Origin of the sequence: Streptomyces sp. NPDC052701 (genome assembly GCF_040678355.1) — a bacterium.
GTDB lineage: Bacteria > Actinomycetota > Actinomycetes > Streptomycetales > Streptomycetaceae > Streptomyces.
The window spans coordinates 51,881-73,060 of record NZ_JBFATO010000025.1 but is presented as its reverse complement, the minus strand read 5'-3'; the positions used below and the strand labels follow the sequence as shown (position 1 = coordinate 73,060).

The following is a 21,180-nucleotide window of genomic DNA, read 5'->3' as shown; positions in this document are numbered from 1 at the left end:
CTTGCGGCCGGGGCGGGGGTCGTAGTAGCGGGACATGTCCCAGCGGTCGGCGGGCACTTCCCGCACGGAGTCCCGGCCGTCCCGGAGATTGGCCCAGAACTGGCGGAGGTTCGCCGCGTCCGGGTAACGCCCGGACATTCCGACGACGGCCACGCGGTCACCGCGAACAGCGGTGTACGGGGCGCCCTCGGGCACGGGCAGCACCCGAATCGAGGCCGGTTTCGGGGCTGGGTCCGGATCCGCCGGTGGTTCCGGGAGCGGGGCGGGCCGGGGGTCCGGGACCGGGTCCGCCGGGGCCGGTAACGCGATCGGCCCCCGCTTCGGCTCCGGCTCCGGCTCCGGCTCCGGGGAGACGACCTCGCCGGCCGGGATCAGCTGCTCCACATGAGCGGCCAGTTCCAGCACCGACGGATAGTCGTACAACCGCGTCGCCGTCAGCGACGTCCCGTACGCCTTGTTGATCGACTTCACCCACTCCACCCCGATGATGGAGTCCAGGCCCAGCTCCACGAAGTTGCGCCGTGGATCCACCTCGCTCTCCGACAGGAACAACACCGCCGCGAGCCCGGCCCGCAACTCGTCCCGCAACGCACTCGGGCTCGGTGCGACCGCGGTCACGCCCGAAGGACCATCGGGCCGGGGCGCGACAACCGGCTCCGTCTCTCGCCGCGCATCCGGCTCCGGCTCCGGCTCCGGCTCCGGGGAAACGACCTCGCCGGCCGGGATCAGCTGCTCCACATGAGCGGCCAGTTCCAGCACCGACGGATAGTCGTACAACCGCGTCGCCGTCAGCGACGTCCCGTACGCCTTGTTGATCGACTTCACCCACTCCACCCCGATGATGGAGTCCAGGCCCAGCTCCACGAAGTTGCGCCGTGGATCCACCTCGCTCTCCGACAGGAACAACACCGCCGCGAGCCCGGCCCGCAACTCGTCCCGCAACGCACTGGCAGAACGTGACGGCCCGCGGACCGTGCCCGGAGCAGTCGCTGCCGTGGTCGCGGCCACCGCGGAAGCCGGTGCGGCCGAAGGAGCCGGCCGGCCGGTCCTCTCACCCGTGTCGGTCAGCACGACGGTCCGGGGCTTGTCCACCGGGGCCGTCTTGAGGGCTGTCGCCGTGCCCGGATCCTGGAGCCGGACCCGGTGCTTCTTCCCGGGGACGGGACCCGGTGCGGCCGGCTTCCCAGGCTCCCGCACCGGGAGCGCCGAGGGCGCCGGGGGTGCCAGAGGGGCCGGGGGTGCCGGGGGTGCCGGCGTGAATTCCCGCGCGGCCGGGCGTGCCGGGGCGCGATGCCCGTCGGTGACCCAGTGCGGCGAGCGCGCGAAGGAATAGCCGGGCAGCGTGACGATCCGTGGTCTGTCGCCCGAGAACAGCGCCGGCCAGTCGGGCGCGGCGCCCCGGCAGTAGAGCTCGGCCAGGGCACGGCACGCCTCCCGGTACCGCTGCGCCGGTACGCCGGGCGCCCGGAGCACGTCGAGCAGCGCGCGCGCCTGGACGTCCGCCAGCGAACGGTCCTGGTCGCGTGGTGCCTCACCGCGGAGGACCATGGGATGGTCCCGGCCGCTCTCGGCCGCGGCCAGCACCGTGAGGACGTCGTCGGCACCGCTGACGACGAGTGCGCAGCGGTGGGCGAAGTGCTGCCTGCCCTCCAGGAGCGTGTACGCCGTGTCCCGCAGCCGCTGGTGGTCGAGGACTCCTTGCGCGAGGGCCGACCGGAGCTCCTGGATCCGCCTCTGCAGTCCCTCGGGGGTCTTGGCGGAGACGAGCAGCGGCAGAGCCGGGGCCTCGGTGACCGCCGGACGACGGGCGGGCTCGGGGTAACTCTCCACCACCATGTGGACGTTGGTCCCGCTCATGCCGAAGGAGCTGACCGCGCCGAGCCTCGTTCCCGAGGGTCCGGCCGGCCAAGGCCTGGTCTCCTTGTTGACGTAGAAAGGGCTGTCCTGCCACGCGATGTGGTCGCTGTCCTGGTCGCAGTGCAGACTCGCCGGGACGATGCCGTGCCGTACCGACTGGACGAGGGCGATCAGGCCGACCAGCCCGGACGCGGCCAGCGTGTGACCGACATTGGTCTTGGGGGAGGTCAGCGCGCTGAAGCCGGTCTTGTCCGTTCGTTCCCGGTACACCTCGTTCAAGGCGTTCACCTCGACGGGATCCCCGAGCGGTGTTCCCGTGCCGTGGGCCACGACGTGCTCGATGCGCTTGGGGTCGATCCCGTGCCGGTCGTAGACCTGCCGGTAGAGCCGCGCCTGGGCCGCCCCGTTCGGGGCGGTGATGCCGTTCGTCCGGCCGTCGTAGTTCATGCCGCTGCCGCGGATGACCGCCAGGATGCGGTCGCCGTCGGCTTCCGCCTGGGACAGGCGCTTGAGGACGAGGGCGGGGACGGCCTCGCCGAGGACCATGCCGTCGGCCCGCTTGTCGAAGGCGCGGCAGACTCCGCTGTCGGAGAGCATCCCCGACTTGCCCATCTCGGTCAGACCGCGCGCGGTGGTCGCCAGGTTGGCGGCGGCGACCACCGCGGTGTCGCACTCGCCGCCGCGCAGGCTCGCGCATGCCTGGTGCGCGGCGGTCAGTCCGGAGGAACAGGCGGTGTTGACGGCCAGCACCGGGCCGGAGAAGTCCAGGAGGTAGGCCAGGCGCGAGGCCATGATCGCCTCGTGCTGGGCGGTGATGCCCCCCTCTCCCCCGGTCAGCTGGGAGTAGTCGCCCTGTTCGGCGCCGACGAACATGCCGATCGTCCCGGTGCGCAGTCTCCGTTCGCCGTAGCCCGCGTCCTCCAGGGCACGCCAGGTCTCCTGGAGCAGCAGTCGCTGACGCGGGTCCATGGTGCGCGCCTCGCGCGGCGATATCTCGAAGAACGCGGCGTCGAACTCCGCGATCCCGGGCACGAATCCGCAGCGGACGGCCTCTTGTCGCCCGCTCTGCGTCCCCTCCCGGTCGGCCCAGTCGGCCCAGTCGGCCTGCCGGTCCGCCGGGACGGGGGACACCGCGTCCTTGCCCTGCAGCAGGTTCTCCCAGAACTCGTCGACGGACCGAGCGGCGGGGAAGCGGCCGCTCATGCCGATGACGGCGATCGGTTCCGGCTCCGAGTGCGCCGTGGGCCGCGGGGCCAAAGAGGCCGCGGACCGCTGCCCGGCTTCGGCGGCGGGGACCTGCGCCGCCGGGGTGCCGGCAGGCGCCGGGGCGGGGTCCGGGGCCGGTGCCCGCTCCGCGCGGTGCCGGCTCAGCGCTTGCGCGTGTTCCGCGGTCAGGTGAGCGACCAGCTTCTGAGGGGTGGAGTGGGAGAAGAAGACCGAGGGCAGCACCTCGATCGTCAGAGCCTCCCCCAGGGCCCTGGCCAGCTTCACCAGGCTGACCGAGTCGAACCCGAGCTCGGAGAAGTTCTCGTCGGCGTGGATCTGCTCGCGTGGCACCCGCAGTATGTCGACGATCGCCGTCCTGAGGGCCGAGAGCACCAGCGCCTCGACGTCCGGGTCCTTTCCGTCCGTCATGCCCTGGCCGCCTTCCGTGTCCGTGGGGTCCGCGGAGCGGGTGACGCCCGCGCGGGGGGCGGGTGCGGCGGCGGGGACCTCGGGCCGGGGGGCCGCCGGGGCGGGGTCCGCGCCGAGCAGGCGCCGGACACGTTCCGGATCGCCGGCCATGACGATCCGCTGGGGCTCGCCCTGTCCCAGGAGGCGTTCGAAGAGGGTGAGGCCCTCGGCCTCCCCCAGCAGACGCAGCCCGCTCGTGGAGAGGTACAGGTCGATGCCTTCCGTGTCCTCGAACCCCATGCCGCCACCGCTCCACAGGGGCCAGTTGACGGCGACGGTCGCGCCGGTCGCCGCTCCCCGGCGCACCCGCTCGTCGCGATGGCGCGCGTAGGAGGTCTGGAAGCGGTTGGCCACCGAGTAGGCGCAGCCGCCGAAGTCACCCAGGACCGCCGACGTGGAGGAGAAGTAGCAGACGAAGTCGAGGGGTTCGGGGGCGAGTACGTCGTCGAGCACGCGCGTGCCGTCCACCTTGGCGGAGAGCACGTCCCGGAAGGAGCGGAGGTCGCCGGCGACCAGCGAGCCGCTCTCGGCGACGCCGGCGGCGTGGACGACGCCGTGGAGCGGGCCGAACCGTTCGCGCGCCGCGGCCACCGTCTCCGCCATGGCCTGCCGGTCGGCGGCATCGGCCTGCCGGTACAGGACCTCGCCGCCCAGCGACTCGATCCGTGCGATGCCGCGCCGCTTGCGGTCGTCGAGGGCTGAGCGCCCGGTCAGCACCAGGCGTGCCGACCAGTTCCTGGCCAAGTGTGCGGCGAGCAGGAGGCCCAGGCCGCCGGTGCCCCCCGTGACGAGGTAGGTGCCGTTGGGCTTCAGGAGGTGCTTGCCGGCCCGGTCCGGACGGGGAACGACCCGGCTGGCGTGGCGGACACCGGCGCGGTACAGGGCGCTGCCGGACGTCGCGGCCGTCCACTCGTGCCACAGACGTTCGAACCAGACGCCGCGGGGCGTCCTGCCGGACGGGTCCTCGGTCTCCGCCAGGATCGCGGAGAACCGCACGTCGGGAAGTGCCCTGGGCAGGGAGCGGTCGAAGCCCAGCCACGACTCGGCGTACGCCTGCTCCACGCCGTCGCAAAACTCCCCGGCCTGCAGGACGCGCCCCACCGGCAGCCCCGATGCGGCGATCGCCCGCAGGAGGTGCACGGTGGCGGTGTACGAGCCGGGTTCCGCGTCGTCCAGGGGCCACAGGTTCACAACGCCGTCGACCGCGCCGTACCGCGACCGGATGTCCTCGAAGACGCGGACGTAGTCGTCCGGAGTCCGGTGCCCGGCTTCGTAGGAGTGGTCGGACGTCCGGGCGAAGCGCTGTCCCCGGGTGACGCACAGCAGGGTGAGGGCGGGGTCCAGTTCGCGGGCGGTGCGTGCCAGCTCGGCCCGGTCCGCCGGGTCGGGGCAGAGACAGACCAGGGTGCGCGGCGCGTCGGGCCGGCGGACGGCGGGCAGCGCCGCCGGTTCCCAGGACTCCGTGAAGAGGAGGGGTGCCGGCTCCCGGTCGTCATCGCTCACCACGGCGTCGTACGGCGCCGTCGCCCCGTGCGGAGCGAGGGCCGCGGCCGAGCGCGTGGTGTCGATCCAGTACCGGTTCCTGGCGAACGGGTAGGAGGGCAGGGCGATACGGGCCGGGCACCGGCCCGCGTGCAGGGCATGCCAGTCGACCGCGCCGCCCTCGGCCCACAGCGCCAGCAGTCCCGCGAGGTCCCGCCGGGCGAGCGCCTCGCTCATGCCCGGGCCGGCGACCGACGCGCGCGCCCTGCCGCGGACCAGCCCTTCGGTGTCCTGGGGGCCGTCGCCGAAGTCCCGCAGCCGTGCGACCAGCTCCGGCATGGCGGTCACGATCATCCCGAGTCGCTCCCGCATGGCCTCGCGCCCCACCTGGAGGGTGTGGGCGAGCGCGGGCAGGTCGGCGGTCGAGAGGTTCTTCCGCTCGATCCAGTCCGCGAGTTGCGCCGCCTTCTCCTTCAGGCGCTCGGTGGTGCGGGCCGACAGGACGACGGGGACGGGGCCCCGGGGGGCGTCGGCGCGGTCCGGGGCGTCGGCGGGGTCCGGCCGGTACTCCTGGACGACCAGGTGCGCGTTGGTGCCGCCCGCCCCGAAGGAGGAGACGCCGGCGGTCCGAGGGAGCTCGCGCCGCTCGCCGTCGACGGTGACGACCGGCCGCGTCCAGTCGGCCAGTGTCTGCTGGACCGTGAAGGGCGTGCTGCCGAAGTCGATGTTGGGGTTCGGTTCGGCGGAGTGGATCGACGGGGCGATCTTGCCGTGCCGCAGCTGGAGCAGCACCTTGGTGAGACCGGAGATGCCGGCGGCGCTCTCGGCGTGGCCGATGTTGCTCTTGACCGAACCGATCGCGCAGGACCGGTCGTCGCGCCCGTGCTCGCGGAAGGCGCGGGCGAGTCCGGCGACCTCGATGGGGTCGCCGAGCGAGGTGCCGGTGCCGTGTGCCTCGATGTAACCGACCGCGTTCGGGTCGATCCCGGCCTGCCGCCACGCATCGGTGATCACCCGGGCCTGGGTGGCGGGGCTGGGGACGGAGTATCCGTTCGTCCTTCCCCCGTGGTTGACGGCGACGCCCCGGATGATCCCGTGGATGTGATCCCCGTCCCGTACCGCCCGCTCCAGGGGTTTGAGCAGGACGGCGCCCACGCCTTCGCCCGGCACATATCCGTCGCCCCCCGCACCGAAGCTCTCGCACCGGCCCGTGCTGGAGACGAAGCGGCTGCGGCCGAGGAGCAGGTACTTGTTGGGGTGCACCGACACGTTGACTCCGCCGGCGATCGCCAGGTCGCAGGCGCCGGACCGGATGCTCTGGCACGCCAGGTGGACGGCGGTCAGCGACGAGGAGCACATGGTGTCGACGCTCAGGCTCGGGCCGTGGAAGTCGAAGAAGTACGAGACCCGGTTGGCGACGGCCGAGATGTTCCCGGACACGGTCACCGGGTTGCCCAGGACCTGTTCCTGGGCTCCGTACAGCTGGTACTCCGAGTACATGACGCCGACGTAGACGCCGACGGCGGGGGCACGGCCGGTCTCCGTCGGCGCCTTCAGCCGGTCCGGGGTGTATCCGGCGTCCTCGACGGTCTCGTACACGCACTGGAGGAACAGCCGTTCCTGCGGGTCCATCCGCTCCGCCTCGACGGGCGAGACGTTGAAGAACAGCGGGTCGAACTCGTCGACCCCGTCCACGAATCCGCCCCACCTGCTGTACGTCTTGCCCGGCGCGTCCGGGTCGGGGTCGAAGTACGCCCGGTGGTCCCACCGGCCGGCCGGGATGTCGGTGACGCAGTCGCGTCCGGCGGCCAGATTCGCCCAGAACTCGTCCAGGGTGCGGGCCTTGGGGTAGCGCCCGGCCAGTCCGATGATCGCGATGTCCAGCCCCTGCCGCTCGGAGCCGGCGGGCCCCGGCCGGGACGCCGGCGAAGAGGGTGTCGCCGGCCTGCCCGTCGACCACCTCGTCGACGACAGGGGTTTGCGTCGCAGGGGGCCCGTGGAGCGGGCACCGGCGCGGGAGGCTCCCGCGCCTGCGGCCCGGGGCTCGGCGGCCGAGGGCTCGGCTGCCGCGGACACCGTGCCCGTCGCGTCAGGGGCATCCGCCCTGTCCGTGGCGCCCGTGACGTCCGTGGCGTCCGTCGTGTTCTCCCCGAGGAGATCCGCCACGTCGAACCGTCGGGTGGCGACCAGGTGCCGGGCCAGCTCGCGGGGCGTCGCGAACTCGAAGAACAGGGTCGTGGGCAGTGACCCGAAGACCGCCTCCAGCCGCGCCGTCATGGTCATCGCCATGACCGAGTCGATACCGAAGCTCTCGAAGGCCGCTCGGGCGTCGACCCGGGCGAGGGGGAGCTTGGTGATCTCGGAGAGGAGCCGCTCGAGGTAGTCGCTCGCCTTCTCCTCGAGCAGGTCGCTGTGGTTGTGCGTCACGAGTCCGTCCCATCGATGGAGAAAGCAGGAGACTTCCGCTGCGCCGGGACCGAGGTGTCCCCCTCGGTGGGGCCGGCGGGAGGAGCCGGGATCCTCACCTGGCCGTGCCCGGAGCGCAGGATCCGGTGGAAACCCCCGGTGCCCGCCGCCTCCGGCAGGCCGTCGCCCCGCGACGGCCAGACGACGGACAGGCTGTGCCCGAACCGCTCACCGCCGGCGACGAGGTCCTCCCGGTACCGGGCGTACGCGCCCAGGAAGGCGTCGGCCGCGGCGCCGCCGACCTGGCCGAGGGCCCCGTCCACCCCGCGAGCGGAGGAGAACGTCACGAAGAAGTCCAGCGGGAGCGACCGGGTCGCGGCGTCCAGGTTCACCACGCCCGCCGCCTGCGCGGCCACGGCGTCGAGGAAGTCGCGGCCGGGCGTGTCGACGATCAGCGCACGGCCGACGGCTCCCGCACCGTGGATCACTCCGTCGATCCCCCGGTGGCGCTCCAGGATCCGCGCGATGAGGGCGTCCGCCTCGTCGGGGCGGGAGATGTCGGCTCGCTCGTAGCGCACCGCGCCGTGGGCCGCCTGCGGTGGCAACGCCTCGACGGGCTCGGGGGCCGCAGGGGACCGGCCGACGAGGATGACGGTCGCGTTCTCCGTCTGCGTGACGATCTCCCGCGCCACGGCATGGCCGAGCGCACCGGTCGCGCCCGCGACGAGATAGACCCCGTTCTCCTTCCACGGCAGCGTATGCGGGCCGGGGCGGGCCTCGGACTCGGTCCAGACCGGCACCTCGCGGCGGCCTTCGACGTACCGGACGAACGGCTCCTCGGGGCAGCCGAGGTTCTCCCTGATCCGCGGCACGGCGCGCTCGGGGGTGTCCGCCCGGTCCAGCACCACGACCTGACCGGTGACGGCCGGGTTCTCGAGGCAGGCCGTCCGGAGGACCGCCGCGAGTCCGTGCAGCAGCGCAGCGTCGGGCGTGCCGGGCAGCACGAGCTGGACCTGGTGCCGGCCGCCGGCTCCGCGCAGGAGGGGGCGCAGGTGCCTCAGCACCTGCAGGCCGTAGGCGGTGTACCGGCTGTCCGGGCCCTCGTCCTCGGCGGTCAGGACGAACACATCGGCGTCGTCGTCCCGCAGGTGGGGCTCCACCGCGGGCAGACCGGCGAGCAGCACCGTCGGGCGGGCGGCGCAGAGCCCGGACGGCCAGGCCGGCACGGGCCGGGCTCGCCACTGCCGGCTCAGCAGGACGGACTGTGCGTCGCGGGACTCCGTCCCGCCGGCCGGCGTCGGGTCGCGGTGTTCCGCTCCAGGGCCGTCCGCGGCTGCTTCCGGAGCGAGTACGGCCGCTCCGCGGGTGTCGCGGCCGAACGCGGCCCGATCGAGTGACAGTCCGCCGATCCGGACGCGGACCCGGCCCCGCTCGTCGGCCAGGTCCAGGTCGAACCCGGCGGCGCGCGCGGGGCCGGCCTGCGGGGCGGCGGGCCGGACCCGGGCCCACATCACGGGCGGGCAGGCGTCGAGAACGAGCACTTCCTCGATGGCCCGGACCACCACGGGCCCACCGCCGTCGCCCGCCCGGCCCCGCCCGGACGGCCCGCCGAGGAGGTCGGAGCACGCCTGGACGGCGGCGTCGAGCAGGCCCGGGTGCAGCACGAGACCGTCCTCGGTGTCGCGCACCGGGTCCGGCAGCGCCAGCTGGACGAGAGCCTGCCCGGGTCCGGTCCGGACGTGCCGGACGACGCGGTGCGCGGGCTCCCGCGCGGGCGCGTCGTCGCGCCCTCGCCCGTCGTGCCGCTCGGCGCCCGGGGCGGACGTGCCGCAGGCCTGCCGCAGAGCGGGCAGGTCGAGCACGGTCTCCTCGGCGCCGTCGGCGAAGTAGAGGACACCCTCGCTGTGCTCGGCGGCGTCGTCATCGACGTCCCCGCCCAGCGGTGTGCTGGTGATCCGGAACCGGATGTCGCCGTCGTCCTGCGGGCGCAGCCCGACGTGCACCTCGCGGGGGCCGTCGGCCGGATCGAGGGGCTGCGCGAACACGATGTCCCGCAGCACGACCGGCGCCGTGGGGCCGACGGCGGTCCGGCTGCCGAGGCAGCTCGCCGCCACGGCCATCTCCAGGAAGGCCGCGCCGGGCACGGCGCGCGCGACGCGCTCCCCCAGGAAGCGCTCGTGGCCGGTCACGACGGACGTGAAGCGCTGTTCGGTGAAGTCGGACGTGTTGACCTGCGCCAGCGGATGCAGCGACGCCCCACGGCCGGGTGCGACCGGCTCGGCGACGGGCAGGGCGTCGAAGGCGGAGTACCGCTCGGCCGCGAAGGGGTAGGTCGGCAGCGCGACCCGCCGTGCGGTCGCGGTGCCGTCGAGGGACCGCCAGCTCACGGGCACGCCGCTGACCCACAGTTCGAGCAGCTTCTCGTACTTCCCTTTCTCGGCCCACGCCGCGATCATCACGTCGAGGTCGGAGTCCGAGGCGAACAACGTCATGGTCCGGGTGGCGTCGACGATCGAACCGCGGACGATCTCGCCGCCCGTGACGTCATCCGCCAGGAACCGGCCGAGCTTCTCCACCAGGTCGGGCACGGAGGAGGCGACGACGCCGAGGCGTTCCTCCCGTGCCTCGCGGCCGACCTGGAGGGTGTGGGCGACGTCCGTGAGCGCCAGGTCCGCGTTCTCGGGGCGGCCCAGCCACTCCACCAGCTGCGCGGCCCGCGCCCTCAACTGCTCGCTCGTGCGGGCGGACAGCGGTATCACGGTACGCCGGCCGTCGTCGGCCGGCGACGAAGGGGGCGGGCCGGCGGGGACGTACTCCGCCAGCACGACGTGGACGTTGGAGCCGCCGGCCCCGAACGCGGACACGCCCGCGACGCGCGGCAGCGGGCCGTCGTCCGACAGGGGGGCCGGCCACTCGGCGGGCTCCCGCTGCACCACGAACGGGGTCTGCTCGAAGTCGATGTGCGGGTTGAGCGTCGAGGCGTGCAGGGACGGGGCCAGCCGGCCGTGCTGGAGCTGGAGCAGGACCTTGGTGATGCCGGCGATGCCAGCCGCGCTCTCGGCGTGCCCGATGGTGCTCTTCACCGACCCGATCGCGCAGAACCCCCGGTCGTCGGTGTGGGGCGCGAACGCCTTGCACAGGCCGGCGATCTCGATCGGGTCACCCAGGGAGGTGCCGACGCTGTTGGCGTCGATGTAGCTCACGTCCCGCGCGCTCACACCCGCCTGCCGCAGGGCCTCACCGATGACCTCGGCCTGTCCCACCGGTTCCGGTACCGAGTAACCGCTCGTCCTGCCGCGGTGGTTGGCCGCGGTGCCCTTGATGACGCCGTAGATCCGGTCGCCGTCCGCGATGGCTCGCGCCAGGGGCTTGAGCAGGATCGCGCCCACGCCTTCTCCCGGCGCGTAGCCGTCGCCGCCGGCGCCGAAGCTGGCGCACCGGCCGTCGCTCGACGCGAGCCGGCCCTGGCTGAGGAGCAGGTACTTGTTCGGGTGCAGCGAGAGATTGACTCCGCCGGCCACCGCCGTGTCGCACTCGCCCGACTCCAGGCTCCGGCAGGCCAGGTGCACGGCCATCAGCGACGACGAGCACATCGTGTCGACGCTCATGCTCGGGCCGCGGAAGTCGAACACATGGGACACCCGGTTCGCGACGGAGGCGGAGCTGCCCGATACGACGGGCGCCGCGCCGGCTTCCCGCGCCGAGGCGCCGTGGAGCTGGTACTCCTGGTACATCACTCCGACGAAGACGCCCACCGGGCCGTCGAACAGGTTCCCCGTACGGTCCTTGCCGGTGTCCCGGACGTAACCGGCGTCCTCCAGGGTGTCGTGCACGCACTGGAGGAACAGCCGCTCCTGCGGGTCCATGATCTCCGCCTCGCGCGGGGAGATGCCGAAGAACTGCGGGTCGAAGTCGTAGACGCCGTCGAGGAATCCGCCCCACTTGCTGTACGACTTGCCCGCGATCCCCTTGCGCGGATCGAAGAAGAGCCGGTGGTCCCAGCGGTCGTCCGGGATCTCGGTGACGCAGTCCTTGCCGGCGGCGAGGTTCTCCCAGAACTCCCGCACGTCACGGGCCTGGGGGTAGCGGCCCGCCAGTCCGATGATCGCCGTGTCGCCGGTTCCCCCGCCCGGGGCCGGGCCGGCCGTACGCCCCGCCGGAGCGGCAAGGGGCGCGCGCCAGGTACGTCCCGCGCCCGGGACGGGCCGCTCGGAGGCGCCGCCCGGGGCGACGGCGGGCGTCCGCCGGGACCCGCCTGCCGAGGGGAGGAGCTGCCGTACCTGCCGCGGATGGGTCGCGAGGAGGTGCCGGGTCAGTGCGGTGATGGTCCGGTGCTCGAAGAACAGGGTCTTGGGGAGCGGGCCGAAGACCTCCTCCAGGGTGCGGGTCATCTCCATGGTCATGACGGAGTCGACGCCGTAGTCGTCGAGTGGCGCCTGCGCGTCGATCCGGTCGGCGGGCAGGTCGATGACCGATGCCAGGAGCCGCTTGAAGTAGGCCACGGCCTGCTGCGCGGTGGTCTCGTCCGGGCCCTGCGCGAGCGCCGCCGCCCTGTCCTCGTCGGGGGCCTTCGCCGCCGCGGCGTCCGGTGCGGGCAGGGGCCGGGGCGCGGGGCCGTCCACGAGGAGTCCGGCGAGGAGGGTCCGCTCGATCCTCGGGCGATCGCCCGAGACCACCATCACCTGGTCGGACGGCGACGCCAGGGCGAGGTATAGGGCGCGCAGCCCCGCCTCGTCCGGCAGCGGCACGAGCCCGAAGCGGGCGCGCAGCGACCGCTCGGTCGCCGCGTCGACACCCATGCCGCCGCCGGCCCACAGGGGCCAGCCGACCGACAGGGTCCTCCCCCGCCGCTCGCCCCGGGCCACCAGGGCGTTGCGGTGCGCCGCGAAGGCGTCCATGAAGGCGTTCGCGGCCGCGTAGTCGGCCTGCCCGATGTTGCCCAGCGCCCCCGCGACCGAGGAGAAGGCGACCAGGAAGTCGAGGTCCGCGTCCTTCGTGGCCTCGTCCAGGTGCACGAGTCCGGCGACCTTCGGCGCCAGCACCTGGACGAACTGCTCGGCGTCCTTCTTGAGGACGAACGCGTCACTGGTGCGCCCGGCGGCGTGCAGGATCCCGTCGATCCGGCCGTACCGCTCCCGGGTCTCCCTCACGAGCCTCACGACGTCGTCCGCGACGGCGACGTCGGCCTGCGCGTAGACCGTCTGCGCGCCGTGTTCCCGCAGTCGTTCCAGCAGCGCGTCCTTGTGCGCGTCGCGGGGCGCGCGGCCGGCGATCACGATCCGGGCCCCGCGGGCGCGCTCGGCGATGTCGTGGGCGAAGACCGTGCCCAGGCCGCCCGCGCCCCCGGTGATCAGGTAGACGCCTCCGTCCTTCCAGGGCGTCACCGCCGTCCGGTGGTCGACGTCCTCCTTGCGCCACTTCAGGACCTGGCGGAGGCCGCCGAGGTACCGCACACCGAAGTCCGCGAGTGCCGCGCGGTCCTCGATCACGCGGGACGCGGCACGCTCCGGCGGGTCCTGCGGGTCCACCAGCACCAGCTGGCCGAGCAGCCGTGAGTTCTCCAGACCGGCCGACCGCAGGATGGCGGCCAGTCCGGTGCACAGCGGCGCCTCGACGGCCGGGGCGACCAGTTGCACCCTGACGGGGTGGTGGGCGGGCTCGCCGAGCAGCCGCTTGACCTCGCCGAAGACCTGCACCGCGTGGTCGGTGTAGCGGCGGCCGACGTCCTCGGCACTCGACGTCAGCCGGACCACGCGGGCGGTGTCCCGCGTCGCGAGGGCCGCGGCGACCTCGGGGAGGTCCACGACCAGTACCAGGCCCTCGGGCGCCGGGGCCTGCGCCGGCGCCGGGTCCGCGGCCACCCAGTGGGGTACGGCGAACAGCTCCCGAGGGGTCGTCGCAGCCGAGTGGGCGCGCAGGGCGACACCCGTGAGCCGGAGACACACCCGCCCGTCGTCGTCGCAGATGTCGATGTCGACGCGGCGCGACCCGTCGCCCTCCCGGCCCGCGCCGTCCCGCACCCAGGCCCACGCCTGCGCCGGGCAGGGCGCGAGGATCTGGGCCTCGTCCACGGCGAACGGAAGCGGCAGTCCCTCTCCATCCGCCACGGACGGCAGGCCCGCGCATGCCTGCAGGCCGGCGTCCACGACCGACGGATGGAGCCCGTAGGCGTCCCGGGTGTCCCGCACGCTCGGCGGCAGGGCGATCCGGGCCAGGACCTGGCCCGCGCCCGTCCACAGCCGCCGCACGCCCCGATGCCCCGGGCCGTAGCCGATACCGCGCGCCTCGGCGGCCGCGTACAGCGTGTCGGCGTCGGGTCCCGGGGTTCGGCACTCGTCGCGCAGTCGCGGCAGGTCGACGCGGGTGTCGTGGTGCGCGGTCGCGGGGTGCGGGATCACCTGCGCCACGCCCTGGCCGTGCAGCACGTCGGCGGTCCCGGCCACCGGGTCGCCGGGGACGAGGATCTCGAAGCCGACCTCGCCGGGTTCCCCGGGCCGCAGGCGGACCTGGACGGTCAGCTCCGGTCCGTGCAGGGTGACCGGCCGCGTCCAGACGACGTCGCGGAGCTTCGAGACCCGGTACGGCTCGTCGAGCGAGGCCGCCACGGCGGCGCGCGCCAGTTCCAGACAGGCGGCGCCGGACAGCACGGGCGTGCCGCCGACCCGGTGGTCCCGCAGGAAGAATTCCTCGCCGGTATAGACCGAGGTGAAGCGCTGTCCCTGGAGGGTGGAGGTGTTGGCGTGCAGGAGCGGATGGAGCCGCGCCGGGCCCGCCGCCCGGTCCTGGCCGGCCGCGCCGCCGTCGGCCGGCCAGTGGCGCTCCCCCTGGAAGGGGTAGGCCGGCATCGGTATCCGGCGCGGTGCGGCCGCCGACCGGTCGTTGAGCTGCGTCCAGTCCACCGCGAGACCGGTCGTCCAGAGCCTCACGATCTCGCCGTGGGCGCGCCGCGCGAGCGCCGCGTCCCGTTGCCGTGCCCGGTCCTCCGCCTCGCCGGTGGGGTCGGCCGCGGTGTCCTGCCGGCGTTCCACCCGGCCCCGGTACACGTCGGCGATCCCGGCCTCGCCGTCGAGGAACGCCCGCAGTTTCGCGACGAGTTCACCGGTGGTCGCCGCGACGACTCCGAGGCGTTCCTCGTACGCCTCGCGGCCCGACTGGAGGGTGTGGGCGATGTCCGCGAGCTCGGCCGCGGCGCCCTCGTCCTCGGTCGTCCAGCGCAGCAGCTGATCGGCCTGTGCCCGCAGTCCCGCGTCCGTCCGCGCGGAGAGGACGATGGCGGCGGGCCCGCTCTGCGGGCGGGGTCCGTCCGCGGGGCGGGGAGCGGGCAGGTGCTCCTCGACGATCACATGGGCGTTGGAACCCCCCGCGCCGAAGGACGAGATGCCGGCGATCCGCGGCATCGCGGAGCCGTCGGCGCCCGTCGGGCGGTTCCACGGTGTCAGCTCCCGTGCCACGTGGAAGGGGCTGCCGTCGAAGTCGATGTGGGGGTTGAGCACCTCGGAGTGCAGGGAGGGCGCGATGTGGCCGTGCTTCATCTGCAGCAGCACCTTCGTCAGCGCGGCGATGCCGGCCGCGCTCTCGGCGTGCCCGATGTTGCTCTTGACCGAGCCGATCGCGCAGAACCGCGTCCGGTCGGTGTACTCGCGGAAGGCGCTGGTCAGGCCGGAGATCTCGATGGGGTCCCCGAGCGAGGTGCCGGTTCCGTGCGCCTCGACGTAGCTCACCGCTTGCGCGTCGACTCCGGCCTCGCGCAGCGCGTGGCCGATGACGTTGTACTGCGCGCGGGGGTTGGGGACGGAGTACCCGTTGGTCTTGCCCCCGTGGTTGACCGCGGTGGCCCGGATGACGCCGTACACGGTGTCGTCGTCCTCGAGGGCGCGGGCGAGCGGCTTGAGCAGGACCGCGCCGACGCCCTCGGCCGGGACGTAGCCGTCGCCGCCCTGTCCGAAGCTCTCGCACCGGCCCTTGCTGGACGCGTACTTGCCGCTGCCGAGCATCAGGAACTTGTTGGGGTGCAGCGACAGGTTCACGCCGCCCGCGACGGCCAGTTCGCAGCCTCCAGTGCGCAGGCTCTGACAGGCCAGGTGCAGCGCGGTCAGCGACGAGGAGCACATGGTGTCGACGGCCAGGCTCGGGCCGTGCAGGTCGAAGACGTACGACACCCGGTTGGCGATGGTCGACGCGCTGCCGGACAACGTGAGGTTGCGGCCGCGCGCCTGCTCCTGGGCGCCGTAGAGCTGGTACTCCTCGTACATCACGCCGACGAAGACGCCGACGTTGCCGGGCATGCCGCGGCCGTCGCAGCGGCTCAGCGTCTCGCGCGTGTACCCCGCGTCCTCGAACGTCTCGTGCACGCATTCCAGGAACAGCCGCTCCTGCGGGTCCATGAACGCCGCTTCGCGCGGGGAGATGTTGAAGAAGAGCGCGTCGAAGCAGTCGACGCCGTCCAGGAACCCGCCCCACTTGGTGTACGTCTTGCCGGGCGTGTCCTTGTCCGGGTCGAAGTAGGGGCCGTGGTCCCACCGGTCGGCGGGGATCTCGGTGACGCTGTCGCGGCCCTCGGCCAGGTTCCGCCAGAACTCGCGGACGTTGCGCGCCTGGGGGTAGCGGCCGGCCAGTCCGACGACGGCGATCTCGGTGTCCCGGCCCACCGGCTCCCGGCGGCCGCGCCGCGCGGCCGTGCGGCGGACGCGCCGGGACCCGGCCCCCTCAGGTGAGGCGCCGGCGTCCACCGGGGCGCCGTGCGGTTCGCGGGGGTGTGCCGCGAGCAGTTCGGTCAGGCGCGGCCGGTGAGCGCCGAGGAAGTACCCGGACAGGGCGCCGAGGGTCTGGTACTCGTAGAACAGCGTCTTGGGCAGTGATCCGAAGACCCCCTCCAAGCGGTTGGTCAGGTTCATCGCCATGATCGAGTCGATGCCGTACTGGTCGAGGGCGTCGTCGGCGTCGATCCGCTCGGCGGGTACGCGCAGCTCGGAGGCGAGGAAGTCGACCAGGTACCGGCCGACCCGCTCCTTGAGCGTGCCCGCCGGGGCGGGGCCGCCGTCCTCCGTGGCGGCGACGGCCGAGGACGCCGCCGCGGGGTGCGGCAGCGCGCCGCCGGCCCGCTCGGCCGGCCCGTTCGCGGCGTACGCCCTGGAGGTGAGCCCCCGAAGGCGGCAGCGCGGCACACCGGCGTCGTCGAGGAGGTCGATGTCCAGCTTGCGGACGCCGAGGTCGGGCCGGTCGTCGTGGCCGTATCTGACCCATGCCCACATCCGCGGGGCGCACGGCCCGAGGACGTCCAGTTCGTCGAGCGCGAAGGGCAGGTGCAGCGGGAGGGGGGCGGAGTCCGCGGGGGCGCCGTCCCGGCCGAACAGTCCGATGGTGGACTGGAGAGCGGCGTCCAGCAGGCCGGGGTGCAGCACGTACCCGTCGGCGTCGGCCGTCGTCCCGGACGGCAGCCGCAGCCGTGCCAGCGCCTGCCCGTCGCCGATCGCCACGCTCTCGATGCCGCGGTGCGCGGGGCCGTAGTCGAGTCCCATGGACCGGTAGAGGCGGTAGCAGTCCCCGGCGTCCAGGCGCGCGTCGACGCACGCCGCGCGCAGCGCGGCCACGTCGACCGCCGCCGGTTCGCCGGTGTCCGCGAGGCCGCGCACCGTTCCCTGGCTGTGCACGACGGCGTCCGTGCTGCGATCGCCGCCCGGAGCACCGGAGATCTCGAAGGCCACCTCTCCGTCGGGCCCGGTCCCCGCGGGGTACAGCGTCGTGACCAGGCGTACGGCGTTCTCCTCGACCGTCGCGGGCTGGGCCCACACCACGTTGCGGAGCACCGTCCGCCGGGCGCGTCCGGCGAGCGAGGCGTCCAGCGCGGCCCGGGCCATCTCCAGGTACGCGGCGGCCGGCAGCACCTTGCGGCCGTTGACGACGTGGTCGGCGAGGAAAGGCTCCCGGCCCGTGAAGACGGAGTCGAAGCGCTGCGTGTCGAGAGTGGAGGTGTTGGTGTGCACGAGCGGGTGGAGCCGGCCGGAGTCGACGGGGCCGGGTCCCGCGGTCAGGTCGCCCACCCAGTAGCGCTCGCGGGCGAAGGGGTAGCCGGGCAGCGCGAGCATCCGAGGGCGCCGAGGGCCGTACAGCTTGCCCCAGTCGACGTCGAGGCCCTTGACCCACAGGCCGAGCAGCCGGTCGAACTTGCCCTTCTCGATCCACACGTCGACGGTCGCGGCCATGTCGCCGTCGTCCCCGAGGGCGGCGAGCGCTTCGCGGTGCTCCTTGACGTTGCCGAGGTGCAGGCCCTCGACGCCCTCCTCGCCGGCGGCGAACGCGGTGAGTTTGCGGATGAGTTCGGCGCTCGAACCGACGGGCAGCGCGAGCCGCGCGTCCATCGCCTCGCGTCCCAGCTGAAGGGTGTGGGCGACGGCGCCGAGGTCGTCGGCGGCCGGGTCGCCGGAGCCCAGCCAGTCGAGCAGGGCCCGGGCCCGGTCCCGCAGACGCTCGGTGTCCTTCGCCGAGAGGACGATCAGCCGCGGGGCGCCCGCGGGCGCGGGGCCGGGCTCGGGATCGGCTCGGCGGTACTCGGCCACGACGACATGGGCGTTGGAACCGCCGGCGCCGAAGGAGGAGACTCCGGCGATCCGGTCGCCCTGCGTTGTCCTCCCGTCGCCGTCCACGACCGCGGGCCGCGTCCACTCGGTCGTCTCCCGCTGGAGACGGAACGGCGTCCGGGTGAAGTCGATGTCGGGGTTGGACTCGTGCGCGTGCAGGCCGGCCGCGAGGGACCCGTGCTCCATCTGGAGGACGACTTTGAGCAGCCCGGCGACGCCGGCGGCGGCTTCGAGGTGACCGATGTTGCTCTTCAGGGAGCCGATGGCGCAGTGCTGCGGGGAGCCGGTGTCCGCAGCGAACGCCTGGGTCAGTCCGGCGATCTCGATCGGATCGCCCAGCTCCGTGCCGGTGCCGTGGGCTTCCACGAAGCTCACCTCGCCGGCTGCGACACCGGCGCGGGCGAGCGCCTCGCGTACGACCTCGGCCTGCGCGGCCGGGCTGGGCACGGTGTAGCCGTTGGTCCGGCCGCCGTGGTTGACGCTGCTGCCCCGCAGGACGGCCCGGATGTTGTCGTTGTCACGCTCGGCGTCGGAGAGCCGCTTGAGCAGGACGACGGCCACGCCTTCGCCCGGCACGAATCCATTGCCACCGGCTCCGAAGCTCCGGCACCTGCCGTCGTCCGACAGCATCCGCTTGCCGGACATGAGGGTGTAGTTGGACGGGTGCAGGTAGAGGTTCACGCCACCGGCGAGGGCCAGGTCGCACTCGCCGCGGCGCAGGTGCTGCATCGCCTCGTGGACGGCGCTCAGGGACGAGGAGCAGAGCGTGTCGACCGGCAGGCTCGGCCCCGTCAGGTCGAGAAGGTACGACACCCGGTTCGCCACCGAAGCGAACGAGGTCAGGGGGTGCAGTTTCTCGTCCCGTTTCCACAGCTCCGGCCCGTACAGGTCGAACCCCGTCTTCGAGACGCCGGCGAAGACGCCCACCCTGCGGCGGTGCGCGTCGGCCAGGCGCTGCCGGGTGTAGCCGGCGTCCTCCAGCGCGTTCCAGGACTCCTGCAGGAACAGGCGCTCCTGCGGGTCCATGCTCATGGCTTCCTGCGGCGAGATGGCGAAGAAGAGAGGGTCGAACTCGTCGAAGCCGTCCAGGAACCCGCCCCATTTGCCGTAGCTCAGGCCCGCCGCCACGGCCTCGTCGCGGTCGGGGTGGTAGAAGCCCTCCAGTGGCCAGCGGTCCTCGGGGATCTCCGTGACGCAGTCCCGTCCGGCGGCCAGGTTCTCCCAGAACTCCCGCAGGGTGCGGGCCATCGGGAAGCGTCCGCTCATGCCGATGACGGCTATCGCGTCCTCGGCGGGCGGGGGCGGGCCGGCGGGCGAGGCGGTCGCGGGCGCCGGTCGCTCGGTGGCCGCGGCGGTGGTCGTGGTGGCCGTCGGCCGCGGTCGTCGCCCGGCGGCCGTGGTGGCCGTGGTGGCCGTGGCCCGCGGTGCCGCGGCGGCCTGCCGGGGCTTGGCCGCCCCCGTCCAGTCCAGACAGCTGCGCCGGTTCGCCCGCAGGAGATGGCGTGCGAGGGCGTCCAGGGAGGTGAACTCGTACCACACCGTCTTGGGCAGGCCGGGGAAGACGTCGGCCAGTTTCCGGTTGAGCCGGGTGACGACGATGGAGTCGATGCCGTAGGTCGTCAGCGGCGCGCGGGCGTCGATCTTCGCGGCGGGCAAGCCGATGACGGCGCTGAGCGTCTGGGCGAGCCGGCGGACGACCAGCTCGCGCAGCACCTCGTCGTCGACGTCGTCGGGGACGGCGGGGACGGGAGCGAGGGCCGAAGCGGATCCGGCGGTGGTCGCCCGCTGCCGGAGCAGCGTCCGGCGCAGGCGCGGACCGTCGCCTTCGGCCGCCATCACCTGGCTGTGGTCCGACCCCAGGGACTCGTGGAAGACCCGGATGCCCGACTCGGTGCGTAAGGCGTGCATGCCCGTCTGTCGGCGCAGGGCCCGCTCCGTGTCCGCGTCGACCCGCATTCCGCCCTCGGCCCACAGCGGCCAGTTGAGCGAGAGGCTGCGTCCCGAGCGCAGGCCCCGCGCGACCAGACCGTCCCGGTGGTGCGCGAACGCGTCCAGGAACGCGTTGGCGGCGGCGTAGTCGGACTGGCCGACGTTGCCCGTGACCGCCGCCGTGGAGGAGAACAGGACGAAGAAGTCCAGCGCGTCATCCTTGGTGGCGGCGTCCAGGTTGAGGGTGCCGGCCGTTTTCGGGGCGAGGACCGCGGCCAGCTCCTCGGCGCTCTTGTGCGCCAGGAAGCCGTCCCGGAGCACCCCGGCGGCGTGGATGATGCCGTGGAGGGCGCCGTGCTCGCGCCGCGCGTCGGCCAGGTGGGCCGCGACAGCGTCAGGGTCGGCCACGTCCAGCCGGGTGTACTCGACGCGCGCGTGCGGACGGGACAGGCCCTCCAGCAGGTGTCGCCGTTCGCTGTCGAGCGCGGAGCGGCCGGTCAGCAGGACGGCGGTGTTCCGCACGGACCGCAGGAGGTCCCGGGCGAAGATCAGTCCGAGCCCGCCGAGGCCGCCGGTGATGACGTACGTGCCGCCTTCCCGCCAGGGCAGCGGCGTGTGCTCGGGGCTGGGCAGCTCGTGCCAGGTCAGTACCTCACGGACGCCGTCGCGGAAGCGCACGACACGGTCGTCGCCGTGTTCGCGGCTCGCCAGGATCTGGAGCGCGCCGGGCTCCGGACCGGCGGCCGGGTCGACGAGGAGCAGCTGGGGCACGATCGCGGGGTTCTCCAGGCCCGCACTCCTGACCATGCCGATCAGCCCGGACAGGAGGGCGTCCTCTCCCTGCGGGGAGCAGACGAGCTGGACCAGCGTGGGGGGCAGTTCCGGGTCGCCGGCCAGCGAGCGGAGCGCGGTGAGCACCTGGCCCGCGAGGTCGGCGTAGCGGTCGGCGAGTCCGGTGGCCCCGGACCGCAGGAGGCGCACGTCGACCGTGGCGTCCCGCTGACGCAGCGCGTGTTCCAGTTCCGGCGGTCCGGCGAGGAGCACCACGTGTCCCGGCGTGCGCCCGGTCGCGGGGCCGTCGGAGACCCGCCAGAGCGGGTGGCACCGCAGCAGTTCGGCAAAGAGCGCCGGGTCCGGGGCGTCGGCGGGCGATGCCGCGGCTTCCTGGCGGTTCTTCAGGTACTGCTTGACGTGCTCCCGGGAGACGCGATCGGCCTTGAGATCCAGCAGAAGCCGTTTCAGTTCGTGGTCCATG

2 protein-coding genes (1 of these 2 running past the window's edge) are annotated in these 21,180 nt (G+C 73.6%); both read right to left on the bottom strand.

Going from position 1 to position 21,180, the window contains the following annotated elements:
• On the bottom strand, positions 1-7,440 hold the 5' portion of the coding sequence (locus AB0L29_RS24950; RefSeq protein ID WP_365829975.1) for an SDR family NAD(P)-dependent oxidoreductase. 1,131 nt of this gene lie to the left of the window's left edge; the window shows 7,440 of its 8,571 coding nt (coding positions 1-7,440); it begins with the start codon at positions 7,438-7,440; its stop codon lies off the left edge, out of view.
• A complete protein-coding gene (locus tag AB0L29_RS24945; RefSeq protein ID WP_365829974.1) occupies positions 7,437-21,179 on the bottom strand; it encodes an SDR family NAD(P)-dependent oxidoreductase in 13,743 nt (4,580 codons plus the stop codon). The genes AB0L29_RS24950 and AB0L29_RS24945 overlap by 4 nt, the downstream gene beginning before the upstream one ends.
• Between the last annotated feature and the right edge of the window lies 1 nt (position 21,180).

Bases quoted from the DNA above. Each gene is read 5' to 3' on its own strand.
- AB0L29_RS24945 (WP_365829974.1), bottom strand. From the start codon at position 21,179: ATGGACCACGAACTGAAACGGCTTCTGCTGGATCTCAAGGCCGATCGC.